The organism is Marinomonas vulgaris, assembly GCF_018145875.1.
GTDB lineage: Bacteria > Pseudomonadota > Gammaproteobacteria > Pseudomonadales > Marinomonadaceae > Marinomonas > Marinomonas vulgaris.
The window spans coordinates 1-12,924 of record NZ_JAGSSV010000015.1 but is presented as its reverse complement, the minus strand read 5'-3'; the positions used below and the strand labels follow the sequence as shown (position 1 = coordinate 12,924).

The 12,924-nt window shown below is 45.2% G+C and carries 7 protein-coding genes; 1 reads left to right on the top strand and 6 read right to left on the bottom strand.

What is annotated here, in order from left to right:
• Positions 1-261 (top strand): YdcH family protein, encoded by a 261-nt coding sequence (locus J9B83_RS11395; RefSeq protein ID WP_211536873.1) that lies wholly within the window; start codon positions 1-3, stop codon positions 259-261.
• Between the two features lie 131 nt (positions 262-392).
• On the opposite strand, the gene J9B83_RS11390 is transcribed toward J9B83_RS11395, so the two are convergent.
• From J9B83_RS11390 to J9B83_RS11365, 6 genes are all read right to left on the bottom strand, one after another.
• Positions 393-2,360, bottom strand: a complete 1,968-nt coding sequence (locus J9B83_RS11390; RefSeq protein ID WP_211536872.1) for a preprotein translocase subunit SecA — start codon at positions 2,358-2,360, stop codon at positions 393-395.
• Positions 2,361-2,363: 3 nt separating this feature from the next.
• Positions 2,364-4,520, bottom strand: coding sequence for a site-2 protease family protein (locus J9B83_RS11385; RefSeq protein ID WP_211536871.1), 2,157 nt, complete (start codon positions 4,518-4,520; stop codon positions 2,364-2,366).
• An 80-nt stretch (positions 4,521-4,600) separates the two neighbouring features.
• A complete protein-coding gene (locus tag J9B83_RS11380) occupies positions 4,601-6,448 on the bottom strand; it encodes an efflux RND transporter periplasmic adaptor subunit (protein WP_211536870.1) in 1,848 nt (615 codons plus the stop codon).
• 160 nt (positions 6,449-6,608) lie between these two features.
• Positions 6,609-7,412: an efflux RND transporter periplasmic adaptor subunit gene (locus J9B83_RS11375; protein WP_211536869.1), complete on the bottom strand. Its 804-nt coding sequence runs from the start codon at positions 7,410-7,412 to the stop codon at positions 6,609-6,611.
• A gap of 160 nt (positions 7,413-7,572) precedes the next feature.
• Positions 7,573-9,231 carry a TolC family protein gene (locus tag J9B83_RS11370; RefSeq protein WP_211536868.1) on the bottom strand — a complete coding sequence of 553 codons (1,659 nt, stop codon included), beginning with the start codon at positions 9,229-9,231 and terminating at the stop codon, positions 7,573-7,575.
• A 76-nt stretch (positions 9,232-9,307) separates the two neighbouring features.
• Positions 9,308-12,924 (bottom strand): beta strand repeat-containing protein (locus J9B83_RS11365; RefSeq protein WP_211536867.1); only part of this gene is annotated, 3,617 nt, incomplete at its 5' end.

The following is a 12,924-nucleotide window of genomic DNA, read 5'->3' as shown; positions in this document are numbered from 1 at the left end:
ATGCCAATCGAAGACCACAGCTTAGTACATGAATTTCCAGAATTTAAAGACGACATTCATACTCTTAAAATGGATGACGCACACTTCAAAAAACTTTACGAAGAATACAACCACCTAACCAAAGAAGTGGAAAAAATGGAACAAGAAATCATTCCATCTACCACACTAGAAGAAGAGCAATTGAAAAAACAACGCCTTCAACTAAAAGACACAATTCTAGGTTACATCAAAGCGACACAAGTAGCCGCTAGCAAAGCCTAATACGCCAGCAAGTTGATGACACCTGTGACACAACTGAACCTGTGACACAAAAAAGCCACTTACACTCGATCATACAAACGAGGTAAGTGGCTTTTTTATTGCTCTATTAAGGGTATGTGATCAGCTTGCCGTTAACTTTTAAGCTGTGTTTTATTACGTATAAAACTCATTCTTTCTTGGGAAGAACGTACCGTTTTGGCAATATACTTACGCTGCTTGAACGCTTTTGCTTGTGCGTTTCTTTGTGCGGATGTCACCAATTTTTTTACCAGAGATCTACCGATCGAATGATTCAAAAGCTGCCGCGCCAACCAAAATAGAGGCCGCTGACGCCACTTCAAATTCTGAAACAAGGGGTCTTCTAAACTGAGCAGTGGAAATGCGTGACCGGGATTCCCTTGACGCCCAGCTCGACCAAACAACTGCCAATCAATACGAGAAGAGTCGTGCGGCTCGTACATAATGACTTGCAGCCCACCCAATGCCAGCACCTCTTTTTCAACCGGAATATCCGTACCGCGCCCCGCCATGTTAGTAGACAAGGTAATTTTTCTCATTTCACCAGCCGTTGCGACAATGTCAGCCTCTTGCGCTAACCGTTTCGCATTTAGCACATTAAATTCAAAACCAGCTTGCTCTAGAATCACCTCAAGCTGTTCTGTATCTCGTATTCGGCGCGTCCCTAATAAGATCGGCAACCCTGATTCTTGGATACGATGAATAAGCGCAATTAATGCTTGGTTTTTATCTTCCTTTGATAAATGACACTGGAAGTCCGATACTTTGAGCTTCAGAGGCAAACGCGTGGGCATCTCCAATGTATGAACACGGTAGGTATGAAAAAGCTCTTGCTGAACATTCTGTAAAGTACCGCTGGCTCCCGTTAAATGGTGATAGGACTGAAAAAAGTTCTGAAAACTCATTTTTTCAAGCGTCTTACTAGGAGGGGTTAGTGGTACATCTACTCGAGCTTCCACGGCCTGATGTAAGCCATAGCTCCAAGAACGACCATGCATCATGCGCCCTGTTGATTCGTCTACTAAGATCACCTCTTCATCAACAATGACAAAATGCTCATCCAATTTGAAACGGTCTCTGGCTAAAATAGCTTGAGAAATAAGATCCTCTAAACGTCCTCTATGATGCCAAAGCATTGGAAACTTTTGCGTTCCCTCGGTGATTTTTTGCTGGCCTAACGGCGTGAATTGAATGTCCCAATCGTCCTGCTGCAATTTGTAGTCTCGATCAGCCTCTAGCGTATCAACAAACTCTTTTGCTATCAGTACTGCCTCGTGCAACAAACCATTTTCTTCTTGGGCTGAGATAATCAAGGGCGTGGTGGCGTCATCAATGAGAATGGAATCCGCTTCATCAATGATCACATAATATAAACCGCGCATTTGCAGCGAATGGCCGCCGGCCTGCCAGTTTGTGAGTGCCATGCGTGTTCGACTTGCTAACCCGCCGAGTTTAATCACATCATTCAAATAATCAGCAAGCAGCTGCTTCGCGGTTGCATAAACAATATGAGCTTGGTAACGCCTTGCTTTCTCTTCTGGATCCAGTTCTTGCTCAACAAAGCTGGCGACAACATTTGTCGCTTCATACAATGGCTGCAACTTTTCACGATCACGTTCTGCCAAATAATCATTGGCGGTGATGACATGACAGGGTTTTTGGCTCCAGCCAAAGATCACGGACACCACGCCGATGGTCAGTGTCTTGCCTTCGCCGGGAGCAAGCTGAACAAGATAACCATCGATCATGGCAAGGGCACAGCTTAATTGTATTGGATAAGGCGCCATACCAAGATGACGCTCGCTAAGCACAACAATGCACGCTAAAGCCTTGTGTAAGTCTTCCCGCTGAGTTGCAAGTCGGCCACGTCGAGCAAGGCTTTCAAAACGTTGCTGTTGAGCAGAAAAATCCGACTCACTTAACGCTCTGTATTGATCGACCAACCCAGTGATCTGTTTTCCTTCCTCTAAATAGCCTTGCACTCGTGCCGAATGATTACGTTTGTTGCGCCACAAATGCCATTTTGAGGCTAGAGCAGAGGGCGAATCTAAAGACAGCCGAGGTTCAAAAAATGCACTCATAAATTAAATTTGGTACCGGCGTTGTAGAACCTGCAAGACAGTTTGTCGAGCTTGCCAAAAAATAGATTTCCATTGTAAGTCAATCAATAACCAACCTGTCATGCCTTCCAAAGTACGAAGTTCTGGGCTCTCATCAAGGGACAAAGGTACGGTAATTTCAAAAAAGGGTTCTTGCGCCACCATGCTACCATTTTCATCTCGTTGCGCCATGATAGGCCCTCCGCCAGCCCAACCCAATGCTGGCGATGGCAATACTGTTTGACGAAATGGATTGAGCTGCAACTGCTGGATACTCAGTGTAGTATCAGTTTGGCCAGCAAGGCGTAATTCACTGTTTGAGCTAAGTTGAGAATCAAATAGGTTCGACGCTTGTTCTTGGGTCACTACGGCAGAAAATCGCAAACTTGATAAATCATACAAGGTGCCGACTTCATCTAACTGGTTAAAAAAAGTTCCTAATTTACTTTTGAGCTGAGCGGGCATCCATACACCGTCAAAAGGCGCCACAACGGCCAACTTTTCCAGACGACTATTAAGCTCATCTCGCTGCTCCTGCAATGCCAATTGCTGGCGCCTTAAGGCCACTTGACTGGCTTGATCATTATCGAGAGACTGACGTAAGCGCCAGTTAACTTCTGCCATCTGTTGAGTCACCAGCTCGTATTGATGATTCAAATCTGGATTATTAAAACGTGCCAGCACATCTCCCTTAGCGACAGCCCCCCCACTGACTAAGTTAGCATCCAGCAGGTAACCTCCCGATTGAGTAAACATCTGGCTACTATTCGTCGCTTGTACCACGCCAGGCGCCTTGATGTTGTAAGGGATAGGAATCAAAGAAATAGCCACCACCAAGGTAAAGAACACACTTGCACTAACAAACCAGGCTCGACGTCGATTTTTCCGCAACTGACCATTACTGGATAAAAAGCGTAATAACTTCCACAGCGGAATCACTACCCACATACCAAATGACACCACCAACATGGCGACACCAAGGCCAATCCATAAGTCCGCTGCATACAAGGTAATAATCAGCACAATCGCTAAACGATAAAATAAGCTTGCTACACCATAAAACGTATACCAAGATCTTTCATAGGCATTATCAGACGGAGACTCAGCTTTTTGTGTTCCTAAAAGCCAGCGATTTAAATAGTACAACCATTGTTCGCTGCCTTTCTTGTACAAGTTTGGCAAATCTGTCGCATCAGACAAAATGTAATAGGCATCAAATTTCAGCAATGGGTTGCCATTAAAGAGCAAACTCGACACCGAACCAATAATCATCAAGTTGTACGCCAGGCTATTGAGCACACCTGGTGCTGTTTGTGACCAAACCATGGCTGCCAAAGCCGCTATAAACAGCTCAAAGTACATGCCTGCGCCACCAACAATGGCACGTTGCCAACGATTGCGCAGAGACCATGTTTGAGTTGCGTCGACATAAGGGAGAGGCGTCAAAATGATAAACATCAGACCAATGGTATTAACTTGACCGCCAAAATGCCTAATGGCAATCGCGTGACCTATTTCATGGATAAACTTAAGACCAAACAAGCCCACATAAAGTAAAAAAAGATTATCCGGTGACAAGAAACCCTGCCCCTGTGTGCGGACAGCTCCCCAGTTCGACAAAACCGTCTCGACACCCAGTCCGATAACAATTAACCACACGATAAAAGCCGTCTTACTGAATAGCGGGTACAACAGCCTTGCGAAAGTAGATAGCATGGTGTCGGGGTTCCAAATTGGCACCCGTAGATACATGAATGCCATCAACTTGGTAAGATGTTCTTGGCGTGTTTGCTTATTTTTACGGTCTAATATCGCTTCATGATCGGACTCGGAGCGATAAAATAATAAGTTACTGTGATGGAGTTGAGATAAAACCTGAATCACTTCTTCTTGGCCTGGAGCCTCTTCAGGGTAAGCCTCAATAAACTCTTGCCACACTTGTTCAATGGATTTACTCACCGTAAGACGGCTCAAAAAACGGTATACGGTTTCAGGAACACGAAAAAACTTCCCAGAACACGCATCCTGTAACACATACCACACTAAGCCACGATACAGCTGTTTGTGTACCTTGGTCGTCGGGATCAAGGCGACTTTTAACTGAGCGACCTGATACCATCCTTCACTAAAGGTGCTAGACATGATGCTTTTCGTTACCTTTTCCAATTGTTACGAGAGGTTGATTTCGGCCTACCATGAACAAAATAATTCTTTTCACACCCTCACCACCACAATAACAGCCTTAACTGATTGTAAGACCTATGACCTAAAATCCAATAAGGTGCGGCTTCCCCCTTATCAATCTTAGCCACGCCCGTCATACCTGGACGCCACCAAGTTTGTGGCGCTTCAAGCAGCTTGGCCTTCACTTGAAAAGCCGCCCCTTTTTGACCACTATCCACAGCAATCGGAATAATTTTATCCACTTCAAAAGCCAATGGTGACAAAGGCTGGCTCACTAAAGCAAACTCACCACGATCACCCACTTCAACAAAATGGATATCCCGTTCATCGACCGATAAGGTCAAATAAATATCTTCGATTCGGGCCACCGTCATCAATGCATCGCCTTTTCGAATCGGTGCTCCTAATAAGTCTTTGCGCTCACCCTCAATGATGACACCCGAAAAAGGTGAACGAATACTGGTCTCATCCAGCATCCCCTGCACTCGAGCAATACGAGCATCAATTTGTGCACCACGGGCTTTGGCAATTTCAGTTTCAATAATGTCATTAGTCGCCCTGGCTTTATCTTCTTCTGATAGATAGCGTTGTCGCTCTGCGGACAACTCGGTTAATTGCAACAAAATATCCTGTTTTTCAAGTACTAACAAAGTTTGATCTTGCTCAACATTGTCTCCGACCGTAGCAAGTACTTCGTTCACAACACCATCTTGTGATGCATTGATTCTCTGGGTCCGGTCGGTTAAAAACTCCCCATTTGACTCAATTCGAAAACTTAAAGAGCCAAATACCAACCAAATAGCGATTGCTCCTAATAACACAGAAGCGACTTTTGTCCATAACCATTCAGGACCGATTAATACTTCCAAAGCGTTAGATGCTTTGTGTTTTAGTCGTTTCCAAAAACCATCCTGTTGGCGTTTAAGGTCATCAAATCGACTCGACAGAAGACTCAAAACAAAGGTTAATGAGTGCACCACACTCGACGGTATCTGCCCTTTCATCTTTACAATTAGCACACTGCCGATAGGCTTACCTTTGGTGTCAAAAATAACCAGTGTTGCTAAATCGTCGCAACCCAGTGCCCGGCGTAATTGTTCATGAGCTAAGACGATCATGCCATCGGTTGTGTTCGCATAAGAAAGGTGTAACACAGAATGCTGATCAACCGCTTCTTCCAATGCTGCTTCATACAGTTTTATTAGGTCAGCCTTTTCTTCAAAACGATCAAAATGACTAATACACTCTATCCGCACATATTCATTTCTTTGCCAGCCTATTGCGGACAAATCAATATCATTGCATTTCGCAACCAACTCATTGACTAAAGCATAAGCGGATAAGCCTAATGATTCAGCCGCGTATATTTCAGGCATCACCGACAACAGTGACAAAGAATCCGCTTCGCTTTTATCATCTTTAGCAGGCACATCACTGGCTATATCTGCCATTAGTTGAGCTCGAAGCACCACATCGCTCAGTCGAGCATTGTTTTCTTCAGCTATTTTTAATATCAGCACTCTGGGTTGTAATGTGGTTAACCTGAAACACAACCAATGGGGTTTGTCTTGTAGGGCGACTTTATCATGATGAGCAGAAAAGCCATTTTTTAACCCTCGCTCAACTAAGTCCGTTAACCACTCTGATTCAGGGAGCGAAAGTAAACTAACCTTTTGATTGAAAGAGTCTACAGAGGCAATCTGTTCTTGTTGAAGTACCAGTGATGCTGCCCCCGTCACTGTCAGGATATGTGCCCCTTCAGAAAGGCAGAGCACAGAAGAAATATTGACAAAATCAGCCCAGAAAACGTCTGGAGACGATTGGAAATTGCGCTTACGCAGCGCTCTAAGGCGATCGATAAACTCGATAATATTAACGGATGCCATCGTATTTATTGACCTTTACCAGAAACGCAAAAGCGCTTTTGTGTTATTAAATTGATTATCGCAATAATTAAAAAAGAACAGTGAGCAAACATTTTCGATTTAGCGTTGAAAACCAATGTTCCCATACAAACAACTTATCGGAAGATTTTATAGATAAATGCTAGTGACTGTCTAAATCGACAGACACTCTCACACCAGGTCGCATCGCACCATCAGGATTATTTAGCTTAATTTTCACCTCAACCAAACCACTTGCGGCGTCAGCTATGGGGGCAATGTAGTCAATATAGCCTTGTTGAATTGAAAGGTTTTCGACTTGCACGGGGATGGTGGAATCTAAGGCTAGATTCCGAGCAACGGCGTCACGAACATTGAGCTTTACGTACAATTTAGTCACATCGACTAAACCAATAATAGGCTCACCGACAGGCGCCCATTCACCCTGATGTTGAACCACCTGGGTAACTATGCCAGCAATGGGAGCACGTAGAATGCGATCTTTCACACGTTGTGCACTGATTTCATACTCAATGCGCTCACGCTCTTCACGTTCATTAAGCTGAGCAATTTGACCTTCTAGGTCAATGAGTTGCAATTTCAATCCATCTAGTTCATCTAGACTGATCGAACGGGATTCCTCATAAAGTAATCGAGCAACCGTATACTTTTGCTGCAAAATATCACGTCGCGCCACTAAACTCTGCTGCTCTTTAGTGTCATGCCAAATTAGTTTATTGCGTTTTTCTTCGAGCGACTGCATTGTGCTGTCTAGGGTAATGAGAGGGTCAGACGCCTTCACGACAGAGCCTGATTTCACATGAACATGGCGTATCACACCACTGTCTGCCATGGCTAATTTCAAGTTCATATCAGGATACAAAACACCAACCACAGGTTGAGCACCCACAAAAGACACGCTCAACCCCATTAACAAACCGGCAACACTTTTTTTTATTGCTATCATGCTGTGACTACTTTTCATCATCAATAGGACGTTTTCAATACTACGACTATTTTTGATATTAGTCTCGAACCTAACTTCTTTTTTCGGCTATTTGCGATAAGAAGCTTACTCTTAGGTTTTTCTCTCAACTAGAAAAACCTAAGAGAACAACACCATAGCGTCACATATCGAGTAATGAACCATCAGCTAGCGCTAAAGAAACTTTTGATAATTCATACTTAATCACACCATCAATATGGCGTTGACGCTCTAGATTAAGCGTATCTTCTCGTAGGTAAATGTCTTTAATATTACCGTAACCCAAGTTGAATTTACGCACTTCGGATAAATACAACTCTTCAAGAATATCAATATTTTCTTTTAAATTGCTCATCTCTTGATGGGTGGTTCGTACTTGGTATAAACGTGCACGTAAGTCATTTTTTAAACTGACTTCAACCGCTCTCAGGTCTTGCTTATGTTGTTCTTGTTTCAACATGGCCATGGATTTTTGTGCGGTTGCACGCTGATTTTGACCAATTGGCATTGAGAAGTTTAGCCCTATATTCCAAGTTGGATATTCTTGATCAAATGCGTCCCCCGCATTACTGCTTCTCGCTAGGTTGCTTGTGCTGTAACCCAGCTCTAAATCCAAGGTTGGTAAATCGCTGTCCTCTGCCACCCGAATTTCTTCATCCTGAATAGCAATATTTTGTTGTAGAATTTTTGCATTCGGCCAGATAGCGTAAACCCTTTGATAGTACTCTTCAAACGAACCAGATAACTCAAATGGCGCATGATTAGGGCCAGACTGGAGCACATATCGAACCATACCGAGGTTATCAGAATCATCGTTAACCAGGGTGGAAATTTGATAACTGACTTCATTCTGTACTTGTCGAGCACTGGCTAATGCAACCATACGCTTTAGCAATTCAGACTTAGCATCCACCAAAGCACTTTCAGGCTCTTTACCATTTTTGATACGTGTTTCAATATCAATTACCATTTTTTCAGCATTCTCAACCGCCAAATTACGTATCTCTAAAAAGCGCGTCGCTTTGTATAGCTGCCAATATAAAGACAGGGATTGGGACACTATTTTTAGTAACTGTTGTTGATATTGTGCTTCAACAATATCTACCTCAAGTTCAGCACGACGAATACGGGATTCTACCTCAACATTATTAAGGCCTTTTAATAATGGCTGAGTGAGTTGAAGCCTGACCGCACTGGTAAATTCAGAATCACGCTCTGGTGTATCAGAATAGGTATATGAATAAGGGATAATGTTGTTGTCTTTTTCCACTGTATCAAAGCTGATTGTGGCTTCACCACCCGTGGTGAGCAATTTACGCACGCCTGCACTGAATGAGGTATTGGTTTCATCCAAAATATTTAAATTAGCAGCTGTAGTAGATGACAGTTTCTCTTGCGCAGTCCGCTGAGTATGCGCATCACTGTAATTTAAACTGGAAAAGAACTCAGACTGATATGCGCCATTCTCGTAATTTACCTTTTCCGCACTAACCTGACGTTGAATGTCCGCATAGATAACTTGTGAGTTTTGCTTTAATACTTGCTGAACAATACTGTTAACGCTTAATACTCTTTCCCGTGGATCAGCGGGTTGCGCTGCATCAGCGTTAGAATTAGCCAGCACATCATCTAGTGCTTTCGACAGCGAGGGGTCGGCCTGATCTGAGCCATCAGACAAGGTAAATACACTGTCTTTCACACCCTCTTGTGGCGCAACAACTCTTTCTGCAGCAACAGATAAACTGACGAAAGAACAAGATGCAAGGAGTGCAGGTATGTATATCACTGAACTTTTTTTCATTATCATTTTCCTTAAACTCAGTGACTAAGAGAAGATCACTCCCCTCTAGTCACTATTATTTAGAGTATGTTTCAGCTTATAGAATAGATTCAAGAATCGATTCTTCGTCATTGTCATCTGTAGAATAGAAGAACAAATAATCGGCCGTCGTGTTGCCTAAAATATCAATTTGGCGGTTACCGTTTGTATTCACCAAGTCAGACATTAAGGTTTGTATTGGCGACATGCTTGGGCGACCTTGGTCAACATCCCCTCCAAAAGTAAGACCATTATTTGCACCAGCTGTTTGCGAACTACCACGCAAAATGGACGCTTCTAATTGTTGCTCAATTTGAGTTTTCGCTTCCGATGCACCGTTCGATTCAGAACGATTCCCTGCATTAGCCTCTGTACGGGATATATACACAAAATCGTCAACGCCATTTTGCTGATCTGCTAACGCAGCACGGTTTTCATCTTGTAATCGAGACAACAAGCTATTTTCAACGTCGTTTTGTTGTGAATTATTAGCGTTATTGAGGGACTCGAAGCCAATGAGACTTTGCTCCATTTGCCCTTCCGACAAGGTATCCTCAACCATGCTGCCATATTGAGCCGATGGATTTTGAGAAACGAACTGAGCATAAATCGCTTTTTCCGCATCGTTGTTACTTGTGATGTAAGAATCTTGACCACTAGTTATGCGTTGAGCATCACCGAATGTGCCTTTATTCACCAAAACATCGGCCTTCACCGTAATCAAATCATCAGACACATTCGCCACAGCGGTAATAAAGCCGTTATTCACAAGATCTAACGCATGACCTTTCGAGCTAACGTTAAAGGTAGACGCAGTAACATTTGTCTCAACCGAGTCATCCGCCACCGACAATAGCTTACCGGCCGCTAACAAAGTGGCTGTTTCATCAGCTTTAATCTGACTGAAAGCAATGTCTGTTTTCTTAGCCGTTAATGACACATTCGTGGCTTCGACATTGCCCAGCGTTAACGCATCAGCAATCATCTCAACATTGCCAGACGTGCTAATCGCTAGATCTTCACCGAGCAAAGTACCATTGCCAGCTTCCAAACGGATATCGCCAGAGCCATTTATAACAACCCCATCACTGAACGCGATATCACCTGCTGTGGTAGTAAAGGCAAAATTACCGTTGTTGCCTGTCACACCCGCATTGTCTGCCACACGATTGATACGGACATCATTCGCTTCCGTGATATACACACCGCCACCGCTTAACACCTCGATCACATCCACATCCGTGGTGAGGTTTGCCGTCGCCGTGCCTAGGTTAGCGCCTGATTGCAAGTTTAGATCCGTTGCCGTCACGTTAGCCGTACTGGTTGAACCACTCAAAATGCTACCCGCACTGGACACAAGACTGACACTCTTAGCGATAACGCGGTCGATCGTAATATCCGACGCAGCAGTCACATTTACCGCATTATCAGTTGCTGTGATAGACGCAAGGCGGACGCTGTCTGTTTCTGTCACAAACACACTGCCTGCACCAGCACTGGCCGTTAACGTCTCAACCGTGGTGGTCATAGCATTGGTCGCAGAACCGATTGACGTACCCGCTGTCATGGTCAAATTATCTGCCGTGATCATCGCGTTGTTGGCCATGGTCAAAGCACCTGACGTCACAAGCGCAACATCGTTCGAGCTGGTCACATTGCCGACGATAAGATCATCAGTATCTGTAACATACACACTGCCATTGGTGGCGCTGGCTACTAACGTACCCACCGTAGTGTTCAGAGTATTGGTCGCTGAACCAATCGCCTCTTGCGTCGTCATGGTCAAGGTATCCGCTGTGATCAAGCCGTTTGTACCCGCATCAACAATGCTTGCACCAGATACTAAGTTCACCGCGTTTGCCGTTACCGCTTGATCCAACACGAGATTCCCTGCGGTTGTCGTCAGGGTCACATCACCGCTGGTGCTGGTTACTTCACCTAGTGTCAGACCATCCGTTTCCGTCACAAACAAACTGCCTGAACCGGCACTGGCTGTTAACGTCTCAACCGTGGTGGTCATAGCACTGGTCGCAGATCCGATTGCTGCCCCTGCTGACAAGCTCAAGTTGTTCGCCGTGATCATGGCGTTATCGGCCATGGTCAACGCACCTGACGTCACAAGCGCAACATCGTTCGAGCTGGTCACATTGCCAACGATAAGATCATCAGTGTCTGTAACATACACACTGCCATTGGTGGCGCTGGCGATTAACGTACCCACCGTAGTGTTCAGAGTATTGGTCGCTGAACCAATCGCCCCTACCGCCGTCATGGTCAAGGTATCCGCTGTGATCAAGCCATTTGTACCCGCATCAACAATGCTTGCACCAGATACTAAGTTCACCGCGTTTGCCGTTACCGCTTGATCCAACACGAGATTCCCTGCGGTTGTCGTCAAGGTCACATCACCGTTGGTGCTGGTTACTTCACCTAGTGTCAGACCATCTGTTTCCGTCACAAACACACTGCCTGCACCGGCACTCGCTGTTAACGTCTCAACCGTAGTGGTCATAGCATTTGTCGCAGAACCGATTGCTGCCCCTGCTGACAAGCTCAAGTTGTTCGCCGTGATCATGGCATTATCGGCCATGGTCAAAGCACCTGACGCAGCCAATACAACATCTTCATTCGAGCTGGTCACATTACCAACGATAAGATCATCAGTGTCAGTGACATACACACTGCCATTGGTGGCACTAGCGATTAACGTATCCACCGTGGTGTTCAGAGTATTGGTCGCTGAACCAATCGCCCCTACCGCCGTCATGGTCAAGGTATCCGCTGTGATTAAGCCATTTGTACCTGCATCAACAATGCTTGCACCAGATACTAAGTTCACCGCGTTTGCCGTTACCGCTTGATCCAACACGAGATTCCCTGCGGTTGTCGTCAAGGTCACATCACCGTTGGTGCTGGTTACTTCACCTAGTGTCAGACCATCTGTTTCCGTCACAAACACACTGCCTGCACCGGCACTGGCTGTTAACGTCTCAACCGTAGTGGTCATAGCATTGGTCGCAGAACCGATTGCTGCCCCTGCTGACAAGCTCAAGTTGTTCGCCGTGATCATGGCGTTATCGGCCATGGTCAAAGCGCCTGACGTCACAAACGCAACATCGTTCGAGCTGGTCACATTGCCAACGATAAGATCATCAGTGTCTGTAACATACACACTGCCATTGGTGGCGCTGGCTACTAACGTACCCACCGTGGTGTTCAGAGTATTGGTCGCTGAACCAATCGCCCCTACCGCCGTCATAGTCAAGCCGTTGGCGGTGATTAAGCTGCTGTCATCAATATCCAAGATGTCTGTGCCGGCAATGAGATTCAAACTGCCTGTGCCCAGGTTAACGATCTCAGTCGTGATGTTGCCAGAGGTTGCTTCAAGACGTGCATCACTGTTGTTCGTGGTGATGGTCGCACCGTTGGACATGGTCACATTGTTTGCCGCCAACACATCGACAGTTTTGTCTGTGCCAGTGGTGTTCAGTGTTGCGCTGAGCAACACGTCTTGTGCGGCGTTCAGGCTGATGTGGCCTGCGCTGCTGGTCACGTTGGCGTTCAAATTCAAATCAGAACTTGTACCATTAGCTTTCAGCAAGACATTGCCAGACGCCGCGATGCCGTTACCTGCATTCGTACCCGCATTAACCGTTAAGTCACCCGCCGTTACCG

Coding starts and splice junctions, on each gene's coding strand:
- J9B83_RS11380 (WP_211536870.1), bottom strand. CDS start 6,448: ATGGCATCCGTTAATATTATCGAGTTTATCGATCGCCTTAGAGCGCTG.
- J9B83_RS11395 (WP_211536873.1), top strand. CDS start 1: ATGCCAATCGAAGACCACAGCTTAGTACATGAATTTCCAGAATTTAAA.
- J9B83_RS11390 (WP_211536872.1), bottom strand. CDS start 2,360: ATGAGTGCATTTTTTGAACCTCGGCTGTCTTTAGATTCGCCCTCTGCT.
- J9B83_RS11375 (WP_211536869.1), bottom strand. CDS start 7,412: ATGATAGCAATAAAAAAAAGTGTTGCCGGTTTGTTAATGGGGTTGAGC.
- J9B83_RS11370 (WP_211536868.1), bottom strand. CDS start 9,231: ATGAAAAAAAGTTCAGTGATATACATACCTGCACTCCTTGCATCTTGT.
- J9B83_RS11385 (WP_211536871.1), bottom strand. CDS start 4,520: ATGTCTAGCACCTTTAGTGAAGGATGGTATCAGGTCGCTCAGTTAAAA.